This is a genomic window from Natrialba sp. INN-245 (assembly GCF_009807105.1).
GTDB classification, from domain to species: domain Archaea; phylum Halobacteriota; class Halobacteria; order Halobacteriales; family Natrialbaceae; genus Natrarchaeobius; species Natrarchaeobius swarupiae.
In genome coordinates this window covers 138273-164404 of sequence record NZ_WUBV01000046.1, presented here as the reverse complement: position 1 = coordinate 164404, position 26132 = coordinate 138273, and the positions used below count along the sequence as shown (strand labels likewise).

At 63.9% G+C, this 26132-nt stretch carries 26 protein-coding genes and 1 pseudogene; 11 read left to right on the top strand and 16 right to left on the bottom strand.

The features are described from left to right. Positions 1 to 472: 472 nt before the first annotated feature. Entirely contained in the window at positions 473 to 1435 is a 963-nt protein-coding gene (locus GRS80_RS14800; protein WP_160048236.1) for a hypothetical protein, read from the top strand. A 199-nt stretch (positions 1436 to 1634) separates the two neighbouring features. On the opposite strand, the gene GRS80_RS14795 is transcribed toward GRS80_RS14800, so the two are convergent. The 3 genes from GRS80_RS14795 to GRS80_RS14785 all read right to left on the bottom strand — a co-directional run bounded on the left by GRS80_RS14795 (position 1635) and on the right by GRS80_RS14785 (position 4959). Then, a complete protein-coding gene (locus GRS80_RS14795; protein ID WP_160048235.1) occupies positions 1635 to 3194 on the bottom strand; it encodes a hypothetical protein in 1560 nt (519 codons plus the stop codon). 104 nt (positions 3195 to 3298) lie between these two features. Continuing rightward, positions 3299 to 4276 carry an ROK family protein gene (locus GRS80_RS14790; protein WP_160048234.1) on the bottom strand — a complete coding sequence of 326 codons (978 nt, stop codon included), beginning with the start codon at positions 4274 to 4276 and terminating at the stop codon, positions 3299 to 3301. A 221-nt stretch (positions 4277 to 4497) separates the two neighbouring features. Next, positions 4498 to 4959: a universal stress protein gene (locus GRS80_RS14785; RefSeq protein ID WP_160048233.1), complete on the bottom strand. Its 462-nt coding sequence runs from the start codon at positions 4957 to 4959 to the stop codon at positions 4498 to 4500. A gap of 120 nt (positions 4960 to 5079) precedes the next feature. On the opposite strand from GRS80_RS14785, the gene GRS80_RS14780 reads away from it, so the two are divergent. Then, the gene (locus tag GRS80_RS14780; RefSeq protein WP_160048232.1) at positions 5080 to 5820 is read left to right on the top strand and encodes an SDR family oxidoreductase; all 741 of its coding nucleotides are present in this window, start codon (positions 5080 to 5082) and stop codon (positions 5818 to 5820) included. Positions 5821 to 6111: 291 nt separating this feature from the next. After that, a complete protein-coding gene (locus GRS80_RS14775; protein WP_160048231.1) occupies positions 6112 to 6699 on the top strand; it encodes a cysteine hydrolase family protein in 588 nt (195 codons plus the stop codon). Positions 6700 to 6707: 8 nt separating this feature from the next. On the opposite strand, the gene GRS80_RS14770 is transcribed toward GRS80_RS14775, so the two are convergent. Then, positions 6708 to 7952, bottom strand: a complete 1245-nt coding sequence (locus GRS80_RS14770; protein WP_160048230.1) for a digeranylgeranylglycerophospholipid reductase — start codon at positions 7950 to 7952, stop codon at positions 6708 to 6710. Positions 7953 to 8267: 315 nt separating this feature from the next. On the opposite strand from GRS80_RS14770, the gene GRS80_RS14765 reads away from it, so the two are divergent. Beyond that, the gene (locus GRS80_RS14765; RefSeq protein WP_160048229.1) at positions 8268 to 9047 is read left to right on the top strand and encodes a MarR family transcriptional regulator; all 780 of its coding nucleotides are present in this window, start codon (positions 8268 to 8270) and stop codon (positions 9045 to 9047) included. A gap of 161 nt (positions 9048 to 9208) precedes the next feature. On the opposite strand, the gene GRS80_RS14760 is transcribed toward GRS80_RS14765, so the two are convergent. The 5 genes from GRS80_RS14760 to GRS80_RS14740 are packed head-to-tail and all read right to left on the bottom strand — an operon-like array spanning position 9209 to position 11446. Beyond that, entirely contained in the window at positions 9209 to 9979 is a 771-nt protein-coding gene (locus GRS80_RS14760) for a proteasome assembly chaperone family protein (RefSeq protein ID WP_160048228.1), read from the bottom strand. Positions 9980 to 9985: 6 nt separating this feature from the next. After that, positions 9986 to 10165, bottom strand: a complete 180-nt coding sequence (locus GRS80_RS14755; protein WP_160048227.1) for an RNA-protein complex protein Nop10 — start codon at positions 10163 to 10165, stop codon at positions 9986 to 9988. Between the two features lie 23 nt (positions 10166 to 10188). Beyond that, positions 10189 to 10989 (bottom strand): translation initiation factor IF-2 subunit alpha, encoded by an 801-nt coding sequence (locus GRS80_RS14750; protein WP_160048226.1) that lies wholly within the window; start codon positions 10987 to 10989, stop codon positions 10189 to 10191. Next, positions 10986 to 11159, bottom strand: coding sequence for a 30S ribosomal protein S27e (locus GRS80_RS14745; protein ID WP_160048225.1), 174 nt, complete (start codon positions 11157 to 11159; stop codon positions 10986 to 10988). The genes GRS80_RS14750 and GRS80_RS14745 overlap by 4 nt, the downstream gene beginning before the upstream one ends. A gap of 5 nt (positions 11160 to 11164) precedes the next feature. Then, a complete protein-coding gene (locus tag GRS80_RS14740) occupies positions 11165 to 11446 on the bottom strand; it encodes a 50S ribosomal protein L44e (RefSeq protein ID WP_149080602.1) in 282 nt (93 codons plus the stop codon). Positions 11447 to 11596: 150 nt separating this feature from the next. On the opposite strand from GRS80_RS14740, the gene GRS80_RS14735 reads away from it, so the two are divergent. Then, positions 11597 to 11863, top strand: coding sequence for an HAH_0734 family protein (locus tag GRS80_RS14735; protein ID WP_149080603.1), 267 nt, complete (start codon positions 11597 to 11599; stop codon positions 11861 to 11863). Positions 11864 to 12080: 217 nt separating this feature from the next. On the opposite strand, the gene GRS80_RS14730 is transcribed toward GRS80_RS14735, so the two are convergent. The 5 genes from GRS80_RS14730 to pyk all read right to left on the bottom strand — a co-directional run bounded on the left by GRS80_RS14730 (position 12081) and on the right by pyk (position 16717). Continuing rightward, entirely contained in the window at positions 12081 to 12644 is a 564-nt protein-coding gene (locus tag GRS80_RS14730; RefSeq protein WP_160048224.1) for a helix-hairpin-helix domain-containing protein, read from the bottom strand. Positions 12645 to 12814: 170 nt separating this feature from the next. Further along, entirely contained in the window at positions 12815 to 13618 is an 804-nt protein-coding gene (locus GRS80_RS14725) for a shikimate dehydrogenase (protein WP_160048247.1), read from the bottom strand. Positions 13619 to 13721: 103 nt separating this feature from the next. Next, a complete protein-coding gene (locus GRS80_RS14720; protein ID WP_160048223.1) occupies positions 13722 to 14435 on the bottom strand; it encodes a hypothetical protein in 714 nt (237 codons plus the stop codon). 120 nt (positions 14436 to 14555) lie between these two features. Continuing rightward, positions 14556 to 14918 carry a hypothetical protein gene (locus GRS80_RS14715; RefSeq protein ID WP_160048222.1) on the bottom strand — a complete coding sequence of 121 codons (363 nt, stop codon included), beginning with the start codon at positions 14916 to 14918 and terminating at the stop codon, positions 14556 to 14558. Between the two features lie 50 nt (positions 14919 to 14968). Then, positions 14969 to 16717 (bottom strand): pyruvate kinase, encoded by a 1749-nt coding sequence (gene pyk, locus GRS80_RS14710; protein ID WP_160048221.1) that lies wholly within the window; start codon positions 16715 to 16717, stop codon positions 14969 to 14971. A gap of 164 nt (positions 16718 to 16881) precedes the next feature. Between pyk and GRS80_RS14705 the strand changes: the two genes are divergently transcribed. After that, positions 16882 to 17169 carry a GYD domain-containing protein gene (locus tag GRS80_RS14705; protein ID WP_160048220.1) on the top strand — a complete coding sequence of 96 codons (288 nt, stop codon included), beginning with the start codon at positions 16882 to 16884 and terminating at the stop codon, positions 17167 to 17169. A 121-nt stretch (positions 17170 to 17290) separates the two neighbouring features. Next, positions 17291 to 19681, top strand: coding sequence for a serine hydrolase (locus GRS80_RS14700; protein ID WP_160048219.1), 2391 nt, complete (start codon positions 17291 to 17293; stop codon positions 19679 to 19681). A gap of 157 nt (positions 19682 to 19838) precedes the next feature. Here the strand turns inward: GRS80_RS14700 and GRS80_RS14695 are convergent, their stop codons facing one another. Next, positions 19839 to 20330, bottom strand: coding sequence for a response regulator (locus tag GRS80_RS14695; protein ID WP_160048218.1), 492 nt, complete (start codon positions 20328 to 20330; stop codon positions 19839 to 19841). Positions 20331 to 20480: 150 nt separating this feature from the next. On the opposite strand from GRS80_RS14695, the pseudogene GRS80_RS14690 reads away from it, so the two are divergent. Next, positions 20481 to 20996 (top strand): annotated as a pseudogene (locus GRS80_RS14690) (transposase); the annotation flags it as partial. Positions 20997 to 21073: 77 nt separating this feature from the next. Here the strand turns inward: GRS80_RS14690 and GRS80_RS14685 are convergent. After that, positions 21074 to 21595, bottom strand: a complete 522-nt coding sequence (locus GRS80_RS14685) for an SRPBCC family protein (RefSeq protein ID WP_343161593.1) — start codon at positions 21593 to 21595, stop codon at positions 21074 to 21076. A gap of 238 nt (positions 21596 to 21833) precedes the next feature. Between GRS80_RS14685 and GRS80_RS20795 the strand changes: the two genes are divergently transcribed. From GRS80_RS20795 to GRS80_RS14670, 3 genes are all read left to right on the top strand, one after another. Continuing rightward, positions 21834 to 24653: a PAS domain-containing protein gene (locus GRS80_RS20795; RefSeq protein ID WP_160048217.1), complete on the top strand. Its 2820-nt coding sequence runs from the start codon at positions 21834 to 21836 to the stop codon at positions 24651 to 24653. A gap of 96 nt (positions 24654 to 24749) precedes the next feature. Beyond that, entirely contained in the window at positions 24750 to 24965 is a 216-nt protein-coding gene (locus tag GRS80_RS14675; RefSeq protein WP_149082047.1) for a PLDc N-terminal domain-containing protein, read from the top strand. Positions 24966 to 25290: 325 nt separating this feature from the next. Continuing rightward, positions 25291 to 26073, top strand: a complete 783-nt coding sequence (locus GRS80_RS14670; protein WP_160048216.1) for an NAD(P)/FAD-dependent oxidoreductase — start codon at positions 25291 to 25293, stop codon at positions 26071 to 26073. The last annotated feature ends 59 nt before the right edge of the window (positions 26074 to 26132 follow it).

Here is a 26132-nt window from a genome sequence, read left to right as displayed (position 1 = left end):
TGGTTGAGGTATGGTGAACACATTCTCTCAACCGGACATTCTCCCAATCAGAGCAACGCTTTAGCTTCGGCTCTCACACCGGTCGGGAAGTACCGATATTGCGTTTAGGGATATTGAACCAGGTTCGTATACGTTCACGTTTGACAGCCCAGACACGACCGCTGAAGACCATGCTACAATATATATTGATGAAGGAGATAACAAGGTTGAGCTTTCGGTTTCATCAGAAACACCCATTGATATAACCGCGGGAGAAAGTCGCTCCCTTCCAATTGTAGTTAGTGATGCAACCCAGGGAATTAGTAGTTATACTATTGATCTCGAGCTTGCAGAGAGTCAATTAGCCACCTTTGATGACGTTGAACTGAATGGAGAGAACTCGGGCGTTGACATCACGTTAGAAGAAGACTTTGTATCAATTGCTGTTTCGGAGGTCTCGCTAGATTACCTTCAGGAAGCGGAACTAGCACATGTGACAGTTGATACCCAAGACCAAACCACATCAGCAGATACCAACCTCAAAATAGTGGAAGGCACTACACCAACCATCTATAACGACTTAAATGACCAGTACAACGTTTCTACGCCAGATTCACACGAAATTCAAGTCTCGCCACCGATGCCATCAGATGACAATATTGTAGACCTCAACGGTGTCGTATGGCAGGGGCAAACAGGAGCTACCAAGGGCGAACATATTGTCCCAAATACTGCCTACAATCTTCTAGAAGTAACGTCAACTGATGGCAATGAGATTGAAGATGCAAGACGTTACAGGCAAGTGTTGTCTGACGATAGCGGTCAGATCAAGGTTGATACTGGTGACTTAGATCCTGCGTTATATTTCATCGACATCGACGACCTTGATGCCACACTCGAGAACACATTCGAAATCGTCACCCAAGATTTTGATGTTGAATTCACTACCGCACAAGTGGATCAAGGTGAATCAACAACGGTTTCGGTTAATTCGAATCGAGGTTCGTTCCCTGTGCTGGTCTCCGCAAATGGCGAACTTCTCGGTGATGATTTAACCCAATCTTTTGTTAAGAGTGGTAGCTTTGAACTTGTGGACCAGCACCCAGAGAATGCCGAATTAATTACAATTGAGATGGAGGGCGATACTACAGAGAGCTTTTTCGCTGACGGAATCAGTCCAGGGACATATACGCTTGACTTTGAGGTTGCCGATACTGGTGTTAGCTCTACGGAAGTGGTCACTATTTCATCAAACGATGGTAACGGTGGAAGTAGTGAACTACCGGTTGATGAAGAGGTCTACGATGCAGTTGCCTCTCTCACCCACTCAGATGAAGTTACAGGTAGTGACCTAACACTTCTTCGTGGGAGGCTCCTTGACGGAGATAATGTTATTGAAGGTGTTGAGGTATCTGGGGGAGATTACACACTGCTTCAAGGCCACCTCTTGAGTTAGAGTTACAACCGGTCGCTCTGTCGGCTGAACGAGCGCCGAATCCCGCGGAAGACTTTTCGACCCGCTCGCGAAGCGTCGAGTCGGTGTCGGATTCGGTCGTTGGTCGCGTTAGGTGCTCGAGCGGTGAATAGGTTTGGTCACGCGACCGAAATCGTCAGGAACGACCCTGATGGTCCCCGGAAACGGTGACGGACGTCGATCAGGATCCGCCTCGATCGTTCACCCGGCTACGGCGTCGAAACCACTCGAGAGCCGCGACTCCCCCGACGACTCCGACCGTCCCGGCGGCGGTGAACCCCGGTGTTCGGTCGGTGCTTCCGGACGTGTCGTCTTCTGCGTCGTCGCTCGCTGCTGACGCGTCGTCGGTGGCGGCCGTCGCCGTCCCAGCAGCGTCGGAGCCACCACCGTTCGACGATTCGTTTCCACCGGTAGCCGGCTCGTCGAACTCGAGGGCGTCGAGGTCCGTAAGCGGCGGCTGGTCGGCCTGCTCGCCGGCCCGGATCGGGAACGTGTAGAGTGCCCCGTCGGTCAGCCCGTGGGGAATCGCGGGCGTCGAACTCGCCACGAACGTCTCGCCGGGATCGGCGACGCGTGCCGTCCAGAACGCCGCTGTCTCGGGATCGCGCCAGGAGGCGCGTTCTGTCGGCTCGGCAGGGTCGCTCACGTCGTGGATCGTCACGCCCCCTTGGTACCACGAGGCGTAGAGGTCGCCGTCGCGAAGCTCGAAGTTGTGGGCGGTCGTCCACAGCGGCCCGTAGTAGCGCTCGTCGGCGGCCCGCGGCGCGTCGATCGCCGCCCGAAACGCCGGCTCGGCGGGGTCGCTCACGTCGTAGAGGTCGATCCCGCCCGGCCCGTCGGGCTCGCCGCCGCCGGTCGCCCACGCCTCTCGCCCGACAGCGAGGAGGTCGCCCGTCTCGTCGACCGCGGCGTAGTGGTCGTTGCCCGGCAGGCCGAGCCGGGCGTCCCGGTCGTCGTCCATCTCGCGTTGGGACTCGAGGTCCGTATCGCTGACGTGTGAGAGGTATTCGGGCTCGGCGGGGTCGCTCACGTCGAGCAGGTAGGTGCCGGCGTTCCAGTGAGCGAGGTACGCGACGTCGTCGTGGACGGAGACGTCGTGGAGGTATCGTGCGAGCCAGTCGACGTCGCGCCAGCCGGGTTCGCGCTCGAGAAGCGACCAGCGACCGATCTCCTCGACGACCTCGCCCCCGACGTCGTAGACGACCAGCGGGTTCTCGTCGGTATCGTTCGCGACGACGTACAGCACCTCGCCGTCGAGATAGCAGTTGTGGATGTGGTATCCGGTCTCGTACGGTTCGCCGATTTCGACTGGGTTGGCGGGATCGCTCACGTCGTACCGGAGGAACCCGTGGAAAAACTCGTCGGAGCCGCGGTTCGCCGGTCCCGGGACGATCAGCATCTCGTCGTCGACTTTGACGTCGAGGATCTGGAGCACTGGCGCGCCGTCGACGTCGATGGCCCGTTCCTCCGCGAGGAGTGCCGGGTCGTCGGGGTCGCTCACGTCGACGGTCGCAAAGCCGGTCGTCGCGGCGAGGTACGCGACCGCGCCGTCGTCGCCGAGGACGGCTTCAGCGGCCCCCTCGACGGAGACGCGACCGAGCGGTTCGTAGGATTCCTGGGCCGACGCGAGCGTCGACCGGTCGGACGTTTCCCCCCACCGATCGGCTGCACTCGTCGATGCTGGGACGGTCAGGCCGAGTGAGGTGACGCCGCTCGTTCGGAGAAACGATCTGCGCCGCATACCCATCCCAGGTGACGAGCGAATAAATAGCGCTGGGTCGTTTTCGGCTGATCGAGGAGCGCCCACGAACTCGAGCGGTGTCAGCCGACGGGCCGAATCACGGCTCAGCCCCTGAGTCGGCGGCGATCTCCCGTCCCCCTCGTCATCGCGCTCGCGAGTGCTCCCTCGAGGACGACGTCGTCGCCGAGGTCGGTCACCCGGATCTCGGGGACGTTCGACATCACCATCTCGGAGACGCGCTCGCGGATCGGGTCGACGACCAGTTCCTCGTTGTGGAGTGCAACGGCGCCGCCGAAGGAGATGACGATCGGTGCGAACGAGTGGACGACGTTGGCGACGCCGATCGCGTTCCAGTGGGCGAGCTGGTCGATCACGTAGTCGGCTAGTTCGTCGTCGCCTGCGAGTTCGAAGACGTCCCTCGCGGTGAAATCCGGGTCCTCGAGCGGGAGTCCGGTCGAGATCGTCGGATCGTCCTCGGCGAGCAGTCGGGCGTAGTCGGGGATGGCGTTGCCCGAGCAGTACGCCTCCCAGTGGCCGTCGTGGCCACAGCCACAGGTCAGCCGGCCGCGCGGGTCCACGACGCAGTGACCGACCTCGCCGGCGTTGCCGTCCCAGCCGCCGATGATCTCGCCGTCACAACAGACGCCGGCACCGATCCCCGAGGAGATGGTGATGTAGACCATGTCGTCGGGGTTTCGACTCGCGTGGAACCGTTCGCCGATGACGCCCGCGTTCGTGTCGTTGTGAAGGTAGACCTCGTCGCTGTCGACCAGCTTCTCGATGGGGCCGGTCAGCGGGATGCGATCGATCGAATCCGGCAGGTTCGCGGGGTCGATCACGGCACCCTCCGCGAGGTCGAAGGGACCGATCGAGCCGATTCCCACGGCAACGATCTCCTCGGGATCGACGCCGGCATCGACACAGGCCGCTCGAAGCGTCTCGAGGACGCCTTCCGTCACGTCGATCCCCGTCGGGCCACGCGGCGTAGCGTTGCGACTTCGGCCGATCGTCGTTCCCTCGTCGTCACCGACGACGGCCCGCACGTTCGTCGCGCCGAGATCGACGCCCGCATAGTAGACCATGCTACCTGAAAGACGTCCGTCGCGACACTTAACTGCACATATTGTACTCGCCGACGAGTTCAGATTTCCTCGAACGACCGACCGGCGTCTCGGACGGTCGTCGCCGGCCACCACGGCGACACTCGTGACTGTCCTGTGGGGGCGTCGGGTCGGTACGCACGAACCTCAAAATGTGGGGGCGATCGACTGCCGGCGTCACAACCTGCAGTCGATGCCTGGTACTACTCCGCTTCGCTGCTCCGGACGAACGTCACCGGGCAGGGTGCCGATAGCAACACCTCCTGTGCGGTGGATCCAAACACCGCCTTCCCGGTCGGCGATCGGCGGCGGCCGCCGACGACGACCCGATCCGCATCGACGTCGGTCGCGACGTCGACGATCGTCGCACCGTGTTCGCCGACCGCTCCCTGAATCCGGTACTCGACGCCGCGGTCGTCGAAGACCGAACGGAGGTTTCGAACCGTCGAGTGGCGCGCTGCGACCTCGTCCGGATCGATCTCGTCGTTGTCGACGTCGAACTCGAGTTGCGTGAGTACTTCGTCGTACTCCGAGTCGGTGAAGACGTGTGCGAGGACGATCGTCGCATCGGTGGGTGCCGCGACCTCGACGACCGCTTCGGCCAGCTCGTCGCTCCGTTCCGCGTCGCCGGGTCCGATCGCGAGTAGGATTGTTTCCAGTGTCATGGGTCGGCTATCGCCCGGGTCCTACTTAAATTCAGGACTTTTTTCGAACAGTCGAAGTCCGAAACCGGTCGGAGAGTCCGGTTCCGAGCGATTTTTCGGCACAGTTCTCGAGGAATCCGTATGGACGGACCTGACCTCGAGGGGCGGACGGTCCTCGTCACGGGAAGCGCGAGAGGCGTCGGGCGCGAACTGCTGGTGGCGACCGCCGACTGCGGCGCGAAAACCGCGGTCCACTACCACACGAGCGCCGACGCGGCCCGCGACGTCGCCGACGGGGCGGCCGACCGTGGGGCGTCGGCGACGATGACGGTCCAAGGCGACGTCACCGATCCCGAGAGCGTCGACGGCCTCTTTGCGGCCGTCGAGTCGGAACTGGGCTCCGTCGACGTTCTCGTGAACAACGTCGGAGAGTTCGCGCCCGAACACTGGGAGGAGACGGATTTCGATCGGTGGAACCGGGTACTCGAGACGAACCTGAACGGAACGTACCTCTGTTCGAAACGTGCGCTGCCCGCGATGCGCGAACGCGAGTTCGGACGGATCGTCAACGTCGGCTACGCCTCCTCGGAGAAGGGACTAGTGAGCCCGAAGAACTTCCCGTATTTTGCCGCGAAAGCGGGCGTCCTGATGTTCACGCGAATGCTCGCGGCGGACACGCAAGATGACGGAATCACGGTCAACGCGATCTCACCGTACGTCGTCGAGAACTCCGCGGAGTTTCCCGACGAGTTGCCTCGAGACCGTCCCGCGAGTTTCGAGGATCTGATCCGGCCGCTGTACTTCTTCCTCGACCCCGACAACGAGTACGTCAGCGGCGAGAACATCGAAGTCGACGGCGGCTGGCTCCCCGAAGACGTCTGATACGGACCGCTGTCCCGGCCTCCCGGTTGGACCCCACGACGTGCCGTATTCGTACCGGAGCTAACGACATGAATATCGGTTGATATTAACCGCGAGGGAGTGAAAGGCAACTCCGGAGAAAAGCTAAACATACATTGGTACGAACGCCAAGTCGTACGCAATGAACGAGCCTGGATTCCAGACGGCAATGGACCAGGAAGCCCCCATTCAACGAGTTCGGCCCGGAAAGTTACGGTCGAAAACGGCGCCCAAGGTGGCTCGAGACCCGGCGATTCGTGCCGGCCGGTTCTCATGAGTGACGGAGCGTCGGCGCTCGACCATGAGGCGAATTCGGCGCTCGAGCGTGCCGTGTTGCTCCTGATCGACTTCCAGTCTGGGTTCGACGACGAGTCGTGGGGAGTTCGGAACAATCCCGACGCGGAACGGCGGGCGGCGACGGTGCTCTCGCGGTGGCGCAAGACCGACCGCCCCGTCGTTCACGTCCGACACGACTCGACCGAACCCGACTCGCCGCTTCGGGGTGATCAGCCGGGATTCGCGTTCAAGCCCGACCTCGAGCCCCGCGGTGACGAACCGGTGTTCGTCAAGTCCGTCAACGGGGCGTTCGTCGACACCGACCTCGAGGCGTGGCTCCGAGAACGCGGCCACGAGACGCTCGTGGTGATGGGGTTGACCACCGACCACTGCATCTCGACGACCGCACGGATGGCCGAGAATCGCGGCTTCGACGTGACCGTCGTCGCGGACGCGACCGCGACGTTCGACCGGCGGTTCGAGGGAGAACAGTTCGACGCCGACGTCGTCCACCGGACCGCACTGGCCCACCTCGAGGGAGAGTTCGCCACGATCACTCGAGCGGCCGAGATCATCGGTCGCTGACACCGAGTTCAGTTCAGGTCGCCGAGCCCGAGCTCCCAGCGGGCGAGCCTGGTGATAAGCGGCAGATCACCGAGTTCGAGCAGTTTCGCGATGGCGATGGGACTGCCACGGTTGGCCTTCGACAGCGTCTCGTCGTCCATCCGGTTTAGATCCCGCATGAACGCGTCGTATCGGTCGTTCTCCGCGAGATAGAGCAGTTTCGTCATCCAGAGCCGGTTTCGCACGTTCGGTGCGACCTCCTGGTGCCAGAGGGTGTCGTACACCTCGAGGTTCTCCGCAGTCGGCTCGAGATCGCCGTGTTTGAGACAGCTGTCGGCTGCGGCGGCGGCCATCCGACCCGACTGCATACACTTGTTGATCCCCTCACCCCAGAGCGGATCGACCGTCGGCACGGTATCGCCGATGGCCATGAACCGATCGGTGTGCATCTGTCCTGGCGGCTGGATGTGTGCCGACCCGCGGTGTTGTTTCCCCTCGAGTCGCTCGGCGTTTCGAAAGCGTGGATCGGTCTCGAGCCAGTGTTCGAGATAGTCGTCGATGGTAAATCCATCACGGGCGTAACGGCTGTGGATGTCGTTCTGGATGTAACAGAGACCGACCTTCGCCGTATCCTCACCGGTGTGGAAGATCCACGAGTAGCCGCCGGGTGCGATCGCGTGGTCGAGTCGGAGCATCATCGCGTCGTGGAGGTCGGCAAAGCCGGGACGATCGATATCGATGCCTTCGAACTCGTACTCGATGCCGACCGCGTGGTTCTCGCGTTTCAGGTCGACGACGTCGAGTTTCTTCGCGAGGGGGGCCGCCGGTCCCGTCGCGTCGATCACGATCTCGCCGTACACTTCCTCGTCGCCGTTGTATCGGACGCCGACCATCTCGCCGCCCTCGGTGATCGGCGCTGTTACGCGCGCGTCGAAGCGATACTCCGCGCCGTCGTCCTCGCCGTCGGCCACGAGGTATCGCTTGAAGTCGGCGAACTCGAGGACGGCACCCGGCTGTTCGCGCACGTAGTGGTCTTTCGGCGACTCGAGGACGACGCTGTCGGTATACTGCATCACCACGTCGTCGGGAATCCCGAAGGAGGCCATCATCGAGGGGAACGTCCCCGCGGTCGATTTGTTGCTCTGGCGGGGGAACTCATCTTCGGACTCCGTCTCGAGCACGACGACGTCGTAGCCTCTGGCAGCGAGGTCACGCGCACACTGGGCACCGGCCGGACCCGCGCCGGCGATCACCACGTCGTAGCGGTCGTTCATGCTCTCGAGACTGTGTCGAACCCTAATGAGTTTGTTCAGTCGTCGTCGCGCCCCCGTTCTCCGGTAGACGGGGCGTTAGACGCCCTTGGAAGCGCAGAGATCGGTTGGCCGGTTCGGTCAGGTGCATGACGTTACGGACGACGGCCACGAGCTTCGTTCTTGGCCGTGGATCGAAGATCCGATCGAACGCATGTGTGGAGATCCGGTCGATCGAGCCGACCGACCGATCCCGACGATCCGTTTCGAATCGCCTCGAGCCGGCGTTCGGAGGCCACGACCGCGGAACTTTTGCAACGCTGGTGAGAAGGGAGTGGTATGGTCGACGTCCTCGACAACAAGCGAGCCGCGACGCGGTTTCGGATTCTCGTGCAGATCGCCGAGCGCCAGCCCGCCGTCAGCCAGGGCGAGATCGCCGAGGAGGTCGGCGTCACGAGTCAGGCCGTCAGCGAGTACATCCGCGAACTCGTCGACGAGGGACTCGTCGAGAAGGAGGGACGATCACGCTACCGCGTCACCCCGGAAGGAGTCGACTGGCTGTTCCAGACCGCAGACGACGTCCGCCGGTTCGCCGATCACGTCACCGGCGACGTCCTCGACGCGATGAGCGAAGCGGCGTACATCGCCACCGACGACATCGACGAGGGCGAGACCGTCTCCCTGTTCGTCGAGAACGGCCTGCTCCACGCTCGTTCCGGCGACCAAGGGCCGGCGACCGGCGTCGCGACGACCGATGCCGAGGCCGGCACCGACGTCGGCGTCACCAGTTTCGAGGGCGTCATGGACCTCGAGCCGGGTTCGGTCACCGTCCTCCAGGTGCCGGCGGTCCGTACCGGAGGGAGCCGTGCCGTCGACTCGCGGTTCGTCGCAGACCACTGTGAAGACGCGGACCTGATCGTCGCGGCCGGCGTCGAGGCCGTCGTCGCCTGTCGCGAGGCCGGAACCGATCCCGCCGTCCCGTTCGCGGCCGGCGAAATCGCCGCTGAAGGGGCCGAACGCGGCCTCGCGGTGACCGTCGTCGTCACGACCGACGAGGTGGGTCGTGTCACCGACACGCTGCGCGACGCCGACGTCACCTACGAAGTGCTTGAGGGCTGATACCGGACGCCGGACGTTTCGGATCGAATCTTGAGAGTAACAGCTATTGGGTCGCGGCGTCACAGTCGGGCGAATACTCTCGGTAGTTGACGACCGCAAGAGCATCGCGCACCAGTCGCGCTCACATCGTGCGATCGGGGCCGCTGTCGCGAAACAGTTCGTTACCCGATGTAGCGCAGGTCGTCGTCCGTCGGCATCTCCATGTTCTGTTGTTGCTGTTCCATCTCCTGGATCTTGCCGATGACGTCCTCCATCTCGCCGGCGCGTTCGTCCAGCGACTCGTAGTCGAGGTCGAACTCGAGGACCGCCTCGAGCACCTCGAGCACGGCACGGGCGCTTTTCGGATCGACGAGATAGCCGCTGGTCTCGCCCATCAGACAGGCCGCCTCGAAGCCCCGGCGTTCGCCGAGGCCGAGCAAGAGCCCGGAGACCCCGACGATGCCGCCGGCGGGTTCGTCCTCGCGGAACTCGACGCCAGCCTCCTCGAGCGGGTCGAGCAGCGACTCGTCGCTGACCGCCCCGACGACGGCGTACTCGTCGATGAGTTCACCCGTCGGAACGCCGCCGAGTGCGAACGCCTCCGATGCGCCGAACTCCTCAGCGATGTCGAGAAAGGCGGTCGTCAGCACGTAGTGGCCCTCGTTAGTCTGTGCCTGGTTGTCGCCCGTCAACAGGAGCACGTCACGCCCCTCAGGAACGGTGATAGCGTAGATCTCTGCGCAGGTTAGCTCCGAGACGCCGTCCTCGATGGTCACCTGCGGCGGAAACTCCTGTGAGTAGACGCGGCGAACCAGCGTACTCTCCCCTTCGAGTTCCTCGAGTACGTGATCGACCGCAAGCTTTCCGACGTGGCCGACGCCCGGCAACCCCTCGACGAGAACGGGGTCGTCCAAGTCGGCCTCGGCGACTGCGTCGATCTCGAGTTCGTCCATACCGTATCAGCGACTGCGACGTTTAAGAGCGCGTCGGTACTCGCCGTACGGATCTTCGGGATCGAACGGGGCCGGGGCGCTGTTTTCCGTTTTGGCGCTACACTCCGGACACTCCGACGAAAGACTGTAGACCGGGCGGTCGTGTCGCTCGCGCCAGGCCGAACACACCCGGATATCTGATTTCATTGCTCGAGAGTCGATGTCGAACGTTACTCGTCGTCGGTTCGTCGCTCGCGGTGGAACTCGCCGTCGCCGTCGTGGCCTTCGATGGCGGTGACCGCCCGCTGGGCGCTCTCCTCGAGTTGGGCCTCGGCGGTCTTGTAGTTCGGTGCTTTGACCTTGATGCGGTACTCGGGTGCGCCGACGTAGTTGACCTCGAGGTCGACTTCGTCGGGAATGCCGCCGTTGCCCTCGGCGGCCTCGAGTGCGTCACGAATGCCGTCGACGCCGGTCGGCGACGGGTTCTCGAGGTCGACGTAGCCGGTGACGTTGACGTACGGGACCGAGACGTTTTCGCGGGCGGTCTCGACGATCGATTCGATCTCCTCGTCAGTGAGATCGGTACCCGAGAGCGCCTCCTCGCCGTGGATCGCCGCCTGCTTGAAGCCGTCGTAGAGGCTGCCGTGGGCACCGATCAGTTCGTTCGCGATCGCGGTGTACGCCTCGTCGTCGATCCCCTCGGTGACCGCCAGATCCATCCAGTTGTCGGCCTTCTGCTCGTTTTTCCACTGCTGGATCTTCTCGGAGCGCTGGTGGTCGTTGACGTCTTTGAGCGAGAGATCGATCTGCTCGTGTCCTTCGTCGACGTCTAACACCTTACAGACGACGATCTGGCCCTCTCGGACGTGGTCGCGGACGTTCTTGATCCAGCCGCTTGCGACCTCCGAGATGTGGATCAGCCCACGTTTGTCCTCGTACTCCTCGAGATCGACGAAGACGCCGAAGTCTTCGATCTCGTCGATCTTGCCGACGACGAGGTCGCCGGGATCGGGCCAGCCGGTGAATTTCATCGTGACTCGACTGTTTCTAAGATCTCGTGTTCGATCTCGGCTTTTCCTCCCGTCGGTCGGGCGAGGGTCGTACCGCAGACGGCGCAGGCGACCTCGGTGGAGGCCTTGCCGAAGACGACCTGTTCGTTCTCACAGTCACCGCATCGGACGCTGTAAAAGTTTCCTGCCATTGAAATCACTCCTGGAACTCGAGTCGACCGGTTCGCCACCCTTCGCGGAGGTGGGCTCTGCCACACTCGCTGCAGCGGTACTTGAGGTCGGTCTTCTTGGTCGGCTTCTCGCCGGCTGGCACCTTCGAGAAGCGACCCGAGTTACCGATCGACGCGGAGTTGCGCTTCGTTCGGCGAGCGTCCCACTTCATTCCCGAGGAGCGGCCGGTTCGGGCCTTCTCGACTTCGTGCTCGTGGTGTTCGTGGCAGTGCGGACAGTACGTATTGAATCTGCGTGGCATCTGCATGGTTATCTCACTTGCGGTGGGCTAAGGTAGGGCTGTTTAAAACCCGTTTGGTTCGTCGCCGTCCACTGGTGGTCCGGCTTGCGAACTGTTGGCAGTCCTCGCCGTGGCCCGGTCGAAGCGTTTAATCCGTCTTCTGTCGAACCGTCCCGTATGAAACAGCTCATCATCCACGGGGATCCCGGCATTCGTTCGGGCGCGATCATCGAGTACGAGGGCGAAGAGGTGGTCTGTTTCGGGATCAATCGAAACGGGGAGTGGAACGGTCCCGAGGAGGTCCAACTGTGGTGTACCGTGGGCGAAGAAGACGAGTACGAAGAGTACGAACGCCGAAACTACATTCCACACTTCCTCGAGGTCGACCACGTCGACGCCGAGGACGTCAGCGTGACTCGAGCGAAAGCCGACCTCGCGGTCTGATACGGTCTGCTGTAAATCGTTACCGGCGAAACCACGAGCCGTCTGTGGTTTCACCGGTAAACCGTTACAGCAATCCGTATGATACGGGCTGCGATCGACCGCGACCGACTCATTGCGGTCCGTATAATACGGCCGACAGCACCGAGATGCGGATCCGATCGCGACCCGATCTCGTTTCCCGTCCGCCCGGTGGAGGAACTCGAGTCCGCGATCGAGGCTACCGGACTTCGGCCCGGTCGATCCAGCCCTGAAGTCGTTTTTCGGAGATATCTGTTTGCTCGGCCAGTACACCGGCATCGGTATCGGCGAGATCCGCGACCGTCTCGACGCCGGCGTCGGCGAGGCGGTCGGCGTACGCCGGACCGATTCCCTTGATCGAGTCGACCGGCTCGCTCGGCTCGTCGTCCGGTTCCTCGAAGGCGGACTCGTCACCCATCTCGTCGGGCGAGCGCTCCGAAACGTCCTCGGCCGGCGGTTCGTCCACCGTCGTCTCTTCGGTAGGTGTCGCGTCCGTCTCCGTCGGTCCCGTCGCTTCCGCCGGCTCGGCAGCTTCCTCGGGTTCGTCCGGTGGATCCATGACGGAGTCGGTCGAAGCGGCGGCCGTCGAGCCGGCGGCGGCCGCCTCCTCGTCCGGCGACGGCGTCTCCGTGGGCGTCCCTCCCACCTCGCCCTCGCTCGAGCGCTCGCGTTCGACCGTTACTCCGACGTCTCGAGCGTCCTGTGACTGCGAACCCGAGTCGTCGATCCCCAACAGCGATTTCAACGTTTGGAGGATTCCCATCGGGAAGAGATACACGTTTGCTTCACTTAAAATCGTCCGATGTGGAACATCGTCGATCCGTCTGCCCGATACACTCCGGACTCCGGCGGATTCTCCCCGGTAGACGACTCGATCGTGAGTGCGACCGGTGGCGGTCGGCCCGGCAGTCGCCGACGTGGCCGACTCGAGAGCTACAGCTGCGACCGCAACGCCTCGCTCATCGCCTCGACCGGCACGTCCTCCCCGGTCCACAACTCGAGCGCCTCGACCCCCTGATACAGTAACATCCACGCGCCGTCGACCGTGGTCGCACCCGCAGCCGCGGCGTCGGACAACAGTCGCGTCTCGAGCGGGCGGTAGACCGCGTCCATCACCGCGAGATCGCCGTGAAGCGCCTCGGCCGGGACGGGCGTCGCGTCCTCCTCCATACCGACGCTCGTCGCGTTGACCAGCACGTCGGCGTCGGCGATCAGCGCCTCGAGTTCGTCGAGGCCGTACCCCGTCGCGTCGGGAACGTCGTCCGCGAGGTCGTGGGCGGTCGAGACGGTCCGGTTGGCGATCGAAACCGTCGCACCCGCGTCGGCCAACCCGAACGAGATCGCCCGGCCAGCGCCGCCTGCGCCGACGACGACGGCGTGTTCACCCTCGAGGGACACGTCGTGATCCCGTAACGCGCGAAGCGCGCCCACTGCATCGGTGTTGTGACCGGTCGGCGCGCCCGGCCCCGAGAAGTCGATCGTGTTGACCGCGCCGATTCGGGCGGCCAACTCGTCGGGTTCGACGATCTCGAGTGCGTCCCGTTTGAACGGAATCGTCACGTTCATCCCGGTGATTCCGAGCGCGTCGGCGCCGTCGATCGCCGCCTCGATGTCGTCGGGAGCGGGTTCGAACGTGACGTACCGCGCGTCGAGTCCGAGTTCGTCGTAGGCTGCCTCGTGCATCGGTGGCGACAGCGAGTGACCGACCGGATTGCCAAGCAGACCGAAGACGTCCATAGCCATCGTCCCGACGTCCGAACGGGACGACTATAATCCGTTTGACTTCGCCGCCGGTCACCAACACCGGAAACTGGACGAGATCGAACCCGAACTCAAGGAGCTACAGGAGTTGACCGAGAGTTAGACCGGCCGCCTCGAGCGCCGGCCGCCGGTCTTCGTCGTCGGTGAACGCCCACCAGGCGATCCGATCGATCGCGAGGGGCCGGTACGTGGAGACGAGCGACAGCCACTCACAGGAGGCGATCGTCAGCCGATCGGTCGCCGTCTCGAGCGGTGAGTGCTCGAGTTCCTCGTCGACGGCCTCGACGAACGCCGTGACCGTCGGGTCGGGCGTCACCGCGTCGACGCCCGCGAGCTGTCGGAGATACTGAAAACTCGAGGGGCCGACGCCGGAGATCGATCCGATCGGATCCTCGTCGTGTCGGTACTGATCGGCCTCGGCCGCCCACCCCCGCAAGGCGGCGAGGTCGTCGTCCTCCGGTCGGCTCGCCAGAACGGCGGCGGCCTCGAGCAAGACGTGACGGTTCCGTCGTGCACCGAACGCCGCCACGAGGTCGTCGTCCTCGAGTGAAAGTGCGGCGATATCGGCGACGGAACTGACGCGCCCGGTCTCGACGAACGCCTCGCGAAACCGGGTGACGGCCGGTTTGATGCCGTCGACGAACCGCTGTCCGGTCGTCGCGGCCGCGGCTTCGGCGACGAGCAAGCGGGGATCGTCGCCGGTCCACCGCTCGAACTCGAGAAACGGCTGGACGAGTTCCTCGACCGGGACGTCGTCGGCGTATCGATCGAGAACCGGCTGGACCGAATTCATGCCTACGGCACAACATATCACACGGCGTGCGTATAGCTGTGTCGACCGAATGGTGTGTCCAGCGACGAAAAACCGGGGACGTGGTCGACGGTCGGAACCGCGAGGTTCCACGCTCGGAGACTAAACCAAAAGCGAGACGACGCGGACGATCACGACGACCATCGCCACGACCCCCAACAACACGAACAACACGTTCTCGAGGCTCGGATCTCCCGACTCGACCGGGGCCGAACTGGGCTCGGGTTCGTACGAATCGTCGTCCGCTGGTCCCTCGTCGTCCGGTTCGGGATCGTCGGAGAGATCGATCGGGATCCGTTCACGTCCCGCGTCCGATTCACCCTCGCCGGTCGTCGAACCGTCCCACTCCCTCGAGTCGCGGTCCCAGCCGGATTCGGTGTCGGTTCCGGGTTCGAAGACGTCCGGCTCGGAATCGGGGCCTCGAGCGCCCGTCTCGTCGTCGACACCGGACGAGTCGTCTGCCATACCGACTGCTACTGGCCGGATCGACAAAAATCCGCGGTCCCGCGTCGGCGTTACACTCGATCGCCAGTATCGCCGCCGTAGACGACGCCACGTTCGGCGTCGAGCGTCACGGTCGCCCCCGACTCGGTCTCCGCGACGTCCGCGCCGCTTATCATCGGAATCCCGATCTCGCGAGCCACGAGCGCCGGATAGCCGGTCATCCCGCGCTGGGCGTTGACGATGCCGCCGATCTTCGTGACGTCCCCGGCGAACTCCTCGTCGAAGTCAGGCGAAAGCGCGAGGATCGCCCCCTCCGGGACGTCCGCGAGGTCACCGTGGTCGACGTGCTCGAGCGGGCCAGTGACCCGACCCTCGACGACGACCCGGCCGGTCGTCAGCGCCTCCGCGGCGACGTGAACCTTCAGCATGTTCGTCGTGTTTGCCCCCTCGAGTTCGGTCATCATGCCACAGAGGACGACGACGGTGTCGCCGCTCTCTGCGATGCCCGCCTCGAGTGCCGACTGGACGGCCTTCTCCACGACGGCGTCGGCTCCCTGATCGGAGACGCGGGCGTAAAGCGGCGTCACGCCCCACGAGAGCGCGAGGCGACGGCGGATCTCGTGGCGTTGCGTCGAGGCGACGACGGGGACGCCGGGTCGGTACTTCGCCGTCTTCAACGCCGTGTAGCCGGACTCGGTCGCCGCGACGACGGCGTCGGCACCGATGTCCCGCGCGAGAAATCGCGCCGACCGGGCCAGGGCGTCCGTCCGCGCCTCACCGGCCGAGGGAACTCGTTGCTCGAGTAACTCGGCGTACTCCGTGGAGTTCTCGACTTCGGTGACGATGCTGTCCATCGCGTCGACGACGGCCACGGGGTGGTCGCCGATCGCGGTCTCGGCCGAGAGCATGACCGCGTCGGTGCCGTCGAGGACGGCGTTTGCGACGTCGGACGCCTCCGCGCGCGTCGGCCGGCGGGCGTGAACCATCGAGTCCAGCATCTCCGTCGCCGTGATGACCGGCAACCCCTCGGTCCGGGATTTTCGGATGATCCGCTTTTGGATCATCGGCACGTCTTCCATCGGACACTCGACGCCCAGATCGCCACGGGCGACCATGATCGCGTAGGAGGCTTCGATGATCTCGTCTAAGTTCTCGACTGCGCCGGCGCGCTCGATCTTCGAGATGATCGGAATCTCGACGCCCAGCTCCTCTAACACCTCGCTGACCTCGTAGACGTCCTCGGCGTCGCGGACGAAACTCGCGGCGACGAAGTCGACTTCCTTCTCGGCGGCCAACTCGAGATCGGCTCGATCCTTCTCGGTGACGATATCGAGGTCGAGATCGACACCCGGAACGTTGACCCCTTTTCGGCCGCCGAGTTCGCCGCCGGTGTCGACGTGAGCCCTGATGACGTCGCGGTCCTGTTCGACGACCGTCGTCTCGATCAACCCGTCGTCGAGCAAGATGCTGTCTCCTTCTTCGACCGGATCGATCGGCAACGAGAGCCCGACGGTTTCGGGCGTACTCACCTCACCCTCGACGAATCGGATCTCCGATCCGGTCTCGAGCGTGACCGTCTCACCCTCTGGAAGGGGTGCCGTCCGGATCTCAGGCCCCTGCATGTCGAGCATGACCGCGACGGGCTCTTCCCGACTCTCGTCGACGGCTCTCACCCGGTCGACGAGGTCGGCTCGATCCTCGGGGCTGCCGTGGCTCGCGTTGAGGCGTGCGACGGACATGCCGGCGTTGGCGAGTTCCTCGATCGTCCGGCGATCGTTCGATGCCGGACCCAGAGTACAGACGATCTTCGCGTTTCTCATGGCTCGAGGTAGCGCGAGCACGGCCAAAAAGATGTGTGACTTACTCGATATCGAATACATCTTTTCGACGACCGCTCGCCGTCGTCCGATCGCGATGGTCGCCTATCCCAGTCCATTCCCGTGCCACGCCAACCGTTTTCCGTCCATCCATTGTGGCTGACGCCATGCCGACGTACGCGTCACTGATCGAACTCGAGGACCGCGACGTCCAGAACGCCCAGGAACTCGCGTCGATCTGGGGCGAGATACAGACGGAGTTCGACCAACACAACGCCTCACTCGAGGACTCCTACGCGATCCTCGGCGAGCACGACTTCCTCATCGTCTTCGAGGCCGACGACCGCGAGGCGGCGTTCAAGTCCGCTCTGACCCTGCGCCGACACGGCCTCACCGGGCAGACGATGGAGGTCGTCGACACCGACGCCTTCTCACAGTTAGTCGACGAGATCTGATCGGTCGTCGCGTCGTCGACGAACGGCGTCGTCCAGAACCGTCGGTCGGTGACGACCGTTAGGAGGAAACTATTGCTCCAAATACATATGCACCTCCCTCGAGACGTGAGACGTACGATCGATGTCGGACAGACCATCGCGCAGACGCGTGCTCGCGGGATCGGCCCTCCTCGGAACGACGGCACTCGCCGGTCGTCTTCCCCGCGACGCCGCCGCCACTCCCGCGGAGTCGCCGAGTGCGGAACCAACGGCCCCCCGAACCGAATCCCAGGGGGCGACGGAGACGCCCCCCGCCAGTCGAATCGCCAGACAGCCACCTCAAGACCTCGACCTCGAGGGCCTCGAGTCGTTCGTCGACGAGCGGATGGACGACCTGCTCGAGACCCACGACGTCGTCGGCGCGTCGGTTGCCGTCGTCCACGACGGCACCGTCGAGCACCTGGGAGGGTACGGCGAGGCCGACGCCGAGGACGGCACCCCCGTCGACCCCGAGGAGACTGGCTTTCGGATCGCGTCCGTCTCCAAGCCGATCGTCTGGACTGCCCTGATGCAACTGATCGAAGACGGCGAGATCGACCCCGACGAAGACATTCGAAGCTCCCTCGAGTCGGTCTCGATCCCCGAGACGTACGACGAGCCGATCACGGCCGCCCACCTCGCGACCCACACGGCTGGCTTCGAGGAGCGAGCCCGGGGCACCTGGGTCGTCGACCCCGACGACGTGCGGCCGCTGCCCGACGTGCTGGCGGAGGAACAGCCAGCGCGGGTCCGACCGCCGGGCGAGATCGCCTCCTACTCGAACTACGGAACCGCCCTCGCGGGCCAGCTCGTCGCGGACGTCGCCGGCACCAGCTTCGCGGAGTACGCCGAAGCGAACGTCTTCGATCCCCTCGAGATGACGTCGACGACGTTCGACCAGCCCGTCCTCGAGGGGTTCGACGCGACCGTGGCGACCGGATACACGGCGTTCGCGGGGACGACCCAGTCCGTTCCGGACCTCTTCCTCGAGATCAGTCCCGCCGGCGCTGTCACGTCGACAGCCGCCGATATGGCGCAGTTCCTCCGTGCACACCTCGAGGGCGGCGCGATCGGCGGTGGCGACACCGGTGATACCGGGAACGGCGCGGCCGAGGAGTCGGACGGGTCGGACGCCGAGAGACGGATACTCGCGCCCGAGTCGGTCGACGCGATGCACGAGCGGTGGTTCTCTCACCACGAGGCGGTTGACGGCGTCGGCTTCGGGCTGATCGAGGGCGAGCGAAACGGCGTCCGGACGCTCGAACACGACGGCGCGATCCCCGGCTCGTTCACCAGCTTCCTCGTGGTGGTCCCCACGTACGATCTCGGACTGTTCGTCGCGACGAACACGAACACGGGCGCGCTCGCGACCGGTGACTTTCTCGATTCGTTCTTCGAGGAGTACGTCTCTACGACCGAGGTCGAACCGGGAGACGGCGGCGAACCCGAAGCGGACGAGGACGCACTCGAGGGGAACGGTGACACGCTCGAGCCGGACGGCAGCCCCGAGCGCGCCGCCGAACTCGAGGGTACCTACCGGGCCGTTCGGGTGGCGGAGACCTCCCACGCACGGCTCTCGACGACAGTCCAGGCCGAGTCGGTCGACGTCTCCGTCGACGAGGACGACTATCTCGTCACCGACTTCGGCGGCGGTTCGGACCGTTGGGTCGAACGTGAACCCCTCGTCTTCGAGGCGGTCGACGGCGTGGATACGCTCGCGTTTCGCGAGGGAAACGGCGGGATCCGATATCTCTGTCTGGGCTTTCACGCCTTCGAGCGGGTCTCCCGTCTCGACTCGCTCGCCACTCACGGGGGCCTCGCGGCGGTCACGACCCTCGGGATGCTCTCGGGCGTCGCGGCCTGGCCGCTCTCCTGGGCGAAACGTCGATTCGTCGACCGCGAGTCGCCAGCCGGTGTCGACGAAAGCACGGACGAGAGGGGGAACGAACGCGAGACGCGAGGCGCGGTCGACGACGACGTCGACTCGAGCGATGGTGCGCAGGCGGCCGAGGCTACCTCCGGTGTGTCGGTGGCGGCCGGCGATAGCGGAGACGATTCGGCCGAGGGTGGGGATGGCGGAGATAACTCGGACGAGAATGGTGATGACGGTGACGTCCCAGCCGAAAACGCGAGGGCCGGTTCGGCCGTCGACTGGCGCTCGCGGGTGACACCCTCGCCGGAAGCCCGTCCGCGGTGGGTCGCGGCCGGAGCCATCGCCTGCCTGTTCGGGTTCGTCCTCGGGGTCGTCGTGCTTGCGTTTTTCGTCTACCCGTACACGCTGTTCAGCAGGCCGCCGCTCGTCTACGAACTCGTCTCGCTGTTGCCGATCCTCGGCGCAGCCGGGACGGTGGTCGCCGCGGGGTACGCCGTCCTCGCCTGGCGAGAGGGGTACTGGGGACGCCTCTCGAGGATCCACTACGCGGTCGTGGTCGCCAGCATGGCCGGCTTCTGCTGGCTGCTCTGGTACTGGAACTTCCTCCGGATTCCGTTCTGACCGCGCTTCCCCGACAGCGTATCGTGCACCGGGTCGTCGTCGACCTCGAGTGATCGATCCTATCGTAATCGTTGAAACGATTTATTCACCGCTCGCACTCGAGCGGCCAGCACCGGTCGTGCTGGCCGCTGATTCGCGAGTGGGAGTGCAATGACTTTCAACGATCACTATACCGTTCGGTCCCGGTGTTAACAGGAGGGAGTCGAGCCGCCGACAACCAGAACGCTTCGAACGCTCGAATGATCTCCTCGAGTTCCTCGGGGTCTGTGGGTTTCGTGAGACATGCGTTCGCGTTCTGTTCGTAGATGGTGCGGACTTCTCGTTCGGACACCGTCCCGGTCGTTACGATAACGGGGATGTGATCGGTAGCCGGATCGCTATTCAGTTCCGCTAACACCGTTTCACCGGTGACGCCTGGAAGGTGCCAGTCGAGGATGACGAGGCCAGTCGGCGGCGCGTCAGCGTACTCGCCACGTTGATGGACGAAATCGAGCGCATCCGATCCGGTCGTAACGATAGCGAGCACGTCCGCGAGTCCCCGGTCCTCGCTCACCTCTTCGACGAGACGCGCGTCACCCGGGTTATCCTCGACGAGCAGGATGCTAGAGGGCGAACTCGCGTTCGTATCCTGGTCGTCTCGGGACGACATTACAGTCAAACACATCATTCCTCCCCGTATAAATCTACCATACGGGCGGTGGTGCAGAAGGCTTCACAAGGAAGTGGTAGGACGGCTTTGCTGCTGGACACATCAAATTCGTCCTACCACTTCCTTGTGAAGCCTTCTGCACCACCGCCCCACACGGTCGCCAACGAGATTGTCTCGGAAGCCGTCGAATACGACTGCGACGTAATCGTGTTCGAGGACCTAACGGACATCCGAAAGAACATCCCGCAGGCGAAGTGGCACCACATATGGGCGTTTCGACGCCTGTTCGAGTACGTCGAGTACAAGGCACCGGAACGCGGCGTCGCGGCAAAGCAGGTTGCACCGAATCACACGTCCCAACGCTGTTCTCGGACGGACTGTGGGTTTACGCATGAAGCGAACCGCGACGGCGAACACTTCCACTGCCAGAAATGCGGTTACGAGGTCAACGCGGATTACAATGCCGCGAAGAACATCGGGCTACGCTACGCCCGGAAACGGAAACATAGACTCCGTTCCTCGCCCAAGTCGGGGAGCGGAGACGTCTTGGAAAGCGGAGCTTTCCAATGGTCAGGAAATCGGAGATTTCCTTCGACACCAGTAAACGTGTGTTTGAATGGTGGGACGTTGAACGGCAAGAGTCATCGGCAGATTACCGGCGACTGATTGCCGGGAGTCCACATCAAAGCCCTACCCTCAACGAGCGAACCCCGTATGGGATGAGCGAAGTAGAGTAGGGTAGTTTACGGCATCTCGTGAATCGTCAACTCCACGTCGCGCCGATCCCCTTCGATGTCCTCGACGAGTCGCTCGACGACCGTCTCGGCCTCCTCTACCAGCCGCGGTCGAACCCGATCGACGATTCGGTCGATCGAGACGAACCGTGGCAACGAAATCGCACTCTCGTCGGCCGAGTGGGGGTCGTACAGCGCCTCGAAGAAGATCCGGCTCGCCGTCTCCGCGTCGGCCGGTGCGGCCTCGGGTTCGGGCTCGACGCGCCACTCGCCGCGAGCGTCGACGTCCTCGACCAGTCGCCACTCGAGGGACTCCGGCGGGCTGATCGCGGTCACTTTCGAACTGGCGGTGTAGGTGAGCTTCCACCAGGCGAGTTGGAGGTCGTACACCGAACCGGCGTCGCCGTTCCCGTGGACGCGGACGCCCTTTAGATGTTCCGTGTACCGCGGATACTCCGTAAACGAGCGAACGTACGGGAAAACCTCCTCGGGCGGACGGTAGGAGACGGTGCTGAGGAGAATTCTGTCCACGCTCGGGATAGGAATGCCGTGACAGTAAGGATTGCCATCCTGGCCACTGGACGTCAGTTCCCACCAGATCACCAGCCTGATGGCCGATCAGTGTGTAAACCGTCGCGTCGTTACCGTCCCGGCCGGCGGCAAACGGTCGTTACTGGTCACAACCGGACCTTCGGCGGACGAGTCGGCAACCGATGCAATCTATACGTGTCGATTCCCAATGGCTGATACAGTATCGATATCACCGGACATGTGTGACTCTGTCTCTGTCCTCCTCGTCGACGCCGATGTCGAATTTGCGGCCGAAGCTGCCGGGTACGTCGAGCGGAGGTACGATCGGATCACCGTCGAAACGGCGACCACCGCAGCGGAGGGAGTGACACAACTCGAGCAGGGCACGTTCGACTGTGTCGTCGCCGATTGTGTGACCGGGACGAACGACGCATTCGATTTTCTCGAGGCCGTCCGGGATCGGGACCCGGACCGTCCGTTTATCGTCGTTGCCGAACAGGACCCCGAGACGGTCGCCGCTGAATCGATCTCCCGCGGGGCGACCGATTACCTCCAGAAGCGTTCGGGCACCGGGCAGTTCGACCTCCTCGCGAACCGCGTATTGAACGCCGTCGAACGGTACCGCGCGAAACGTGCCGAGCGGCGACTGGGTGAACTCACCGAACACACCGACAAGATCCTCTCCATCTTCGACGCCGACTGGACCGAACTGCAGTTCGTCAACTCCGCGTACGCCGATATCTGGGGGCGCTCGCTCGAGCGATTGCACGACGACCCAACCGACTTCGTCAACGGCGTCCACCCAGACGACCGCGAGCGCGTCGAGGAGGCCATGGCTGCACTCTCCAGCGGCGATCCCGTCGATCTCGAGTGTCGCGTCAACGAAGACGAGGCGTACGGTCGGTGGGTCAGGATCCGGGGTAAACCGATCGTCGAGGGCAACGAGGTCGTCCGTGTCGCCGGGTTCGCCACCGAGATCACGGACCAAAAGCGCCAGGAGCGCGAACTACGGGACGCGAAACTCCAGTTGGAGGCTGCGATCGACGCCGGTACGGTCGGCACCTGGGAGTGGGACGTACGCGAGGATCGGTTCGTCGCCGGGCCAGCGTTCGCCGAGACGTTCGGCGTCGACCCCGCGGCTGCCCAGGAGGGCGTCTCACTCGAGCGGTTCGTCTCCTCGATTCACGCGAACGACCGCGACCGGGTCGAATCGGCTATCCAGGCTGCGATCGACGCCTGTGAATCCTACGAACAGGAGTACCGCGTTCACAACGCCGCGGGCGAACTCCGGTGGGTGCTCGCGAGAGGACACGTCGAGTGTGACGAAGACGGGGCCGCGATCAGGTTTCCCGGTGCACTGATGGACATCACCGAAAAGAAGCGGGCCGAACACGAACTCCAGCGCCACGAGGCGTTTCTCGAGGAGTCGACCGACATCGTCACCGTCGTCGACGCGGCCGGGACGATCGAGTACCACAGCCCGTCGGTCGACGAGATACTGGGGTACGATTCGACCGACGTCACCGGAACGAACGCGTTCGAACTGGCTCACCCGGACGACCGCGGCGAACTGGTCGAAGCGTTCGGCGATCTACTGGGGGTGTCGGGTGCGTCCGAACGCGCCGAGGCCCGGTTTCGAACCGCCGACGGCGAGTGGCGCTGGCTCGAGGTCCACGGCACCAACCAGCTCGCCAACCCCGCCGTCGACGGCATCGTCGTCAACAGTCGGGACATCACCGAACGCAAGCGACAGGAGCGAGAGCGAAAAGCGTTGATCGAGTTCCTCCAGCGGCTCTACGACCTGACGACCGACGTCGATCGCTCGCTCGAGGAGAAGATCTCCCGGCTGCTCGAGTTGGGCTGTGAGCGACTCGACCTCCCGTACGGCTTCCTCTCGCGTATCGAACGCCGCGAAGCCGACGAGCCGGGCGGCACACAGACGATCGTCCAGGCCCACGGCACGCACGATCGGCTCCAGCCGGGCGAATCCGGCCCGCTCTCGCGGACGTACTGCCGAGAGACGATCGACTCCGACGATCTGCTCGCGACTGCCGACGTGGCCGCGGACCACCGCTACACCGGGGAGGCCTACGAGCAGTTCGAACTCGGCTGTTACGTCGGCGGCCAGGTCCGGGTCGAGGACGAACTGTACGGGACGCTTTGCTTCGCCGCCGACGAACCCCGCGAAGAGGAGTTCTCGACCGGCGACCGCATGATCGTTCGGCTGATGAACAGGTGGGTGAGCTACGAACTCGAGCGCCACCGGACGACTGCGGAACTCGAGCGGACGAACGAACGTCTCGAGCGAACGAACGAACGCCTCGAGTCGTTCGCCAGCGTCGTCTCTCACGATCTCCGGAACCCGTTGAACGTCGCCAGCGGACACCTCGAGTTAGCCCGGACGAATCAGGACAGCGACCACCTCGCGGAGGCCGACGCGGCCCTCGACCGAATCGAGACGCTGGTCGACGACCTCCTCACGCTGGCTCGACAGGGCGACAGCGCGGTCGAGCCGGAGCCGGTGTCGCTTCCGGATCTCGTCGACGATTGTTGGCGGAGCGTCGAGACGGGGAACGCGGCGTTGCACGTCGAGACCGACCGGACCATCAGCGCCGACAGGACGCGTCTCCAGCAGTTACTCGAGAATCTGGTCCGCAACGCGATCGACCACGGTGGCGAGGGCGTAACCGTGACCATCGCCGACGTCGACGGCGGATTCGCCCTCGAGGACGACGGTCCGGGAATCCCCCCCGAGGAGCGCGACCGGGTGTTCGAACCGGGGTATACGACCGATCCGGACGGGACCGGCCTCGGACTGCGGATCGTCGAGGAGGTCGTCGACGACCACGACTGGTCGATCGACGTCGCCGACGGGAACGACGGCGGCACCCGGTTCGACGTCACCGGCGTCGACGTTCTCGAGTCGGCCGACGACGAGGGCAACCACGGTAAGAAGCCAGCCGACGACGAAGGCGACCACGCCACGGAGTCGATCGACGACGGGGACGGAGCGCGCTCGGTCGAGAGACGCCAGTCGGGAGCCGACGAGTCGGACTGAGCGTCCGCAAGTCTCTCGAGTGCGTCGCTGTTTCGAACGCACCGTCCAGCGGGAAGTTCACAAAGTATTTGGTTCGATGATACGTTCCCGCCGCACATGCCCTCCAGCATCGTGTTACAGTCCGGCGGCGCGGGATTCGTCGTGCTGTTCGGCCTCGTGATGGTGCTCGTCACACTCGCCCTGATCGTCTGGACGTTCGTCGACGCCCAGGAGAACAGCAGCCACCCCGCGTTTCTCTGGGCGCTCGTCGTCTTCTTCGCGCCCTTCCTCGGGGTCGTGTTGTACGTCCTGATCGGACGGGATCGTCTGTAGGCACACCTCGAGACGGGACCGTGAGACGGGCTGCTATGGTACGGTTTACTGTCCGTCTCAACCGAGAGAGTCGTTCGTCCGTCGGTCCGTTGGGACTCGAGGTGGTATGCGTCGCCTCGAAACGTGAGAAACGGGATCGCGACGAGCGAAACCGCGATGGCGACGAGTGCTGGTATCACTCTTATCGGGACGGACGAATTACCATTTTCCCTGACAAATCGACACCGGGACGAACTCGCGGAGTGGACACTGGAGCGCTCGAGGACGTACCTCTAGATGGACTCGAAAAGTGAACGTTTTGCGTACGGGTGAGAAACGTCGGCCGATGAGAGACGTTTGCATCGTCGGCGGAGGCGTTTCCGGCCTCGCCGCGTCGATCTTCACCGCTCGAGCGGGACTGGACACGCTGATCGTCAGCGAGGGACCGGGTCCCTCGAGCAGCCGGACTGCGTCCGGCGACGACGGCGGAGAGTCGATCCTCGCTCGGAACGCCAGCCTCGAGAACTATCCCGGCTTCCCGGACGGCGTCGACGCTCGCCGATATCTCGACCTCGCCCGCGAACAGGCCCGAAACGCCGGTGTCGCGTTCGAACTGGGGCGGGTGACGAGCGTCGAACTGCGAGACGAAGACGACCTCGAGGCGGGGTTCGTCCTCGAGACCAAGGGTGGCGATCCGCTCTCCGCCCGCCGCGTGATCGCGGCGTCGTGGTCGGACAGCGAGTACCTGGTGCCCCTCGACGTCGGCCGCATCCAGCGGGGGAGCAAACACTTCGTGAGCGTCGACGACGGTGGACGGACGGCCGTCGACGGCGTCTACGCGGCGGGGAGAATCGCAGGCGAGCCCCACCAGGCGATCGTCGCCGCCGGCCACGGCGCGAAAGTCGGGCTCGCGGTGATCCACGACTCCGACGCCAACTTCTATCACGACTGGGTCGTTCCCGAGGGGTACTTTACGGGCCGGGACCGTGACGTGCCGCCTGGCTGTGTGGAGATCGACGACGACGAACGCCGAGAGCGCGACGAGCGGGCCCGGGAAACGATCCTCGAGGCGTTCGCCGAGCCGCTCGAGGAGCGGCCGACGATGCATCCGGGCGTCGACCGGGACTGATCGCATCGACGGCGAACGGATCAGACGGCGGCACCTCGCTACGCTTAACACGCCGCCGT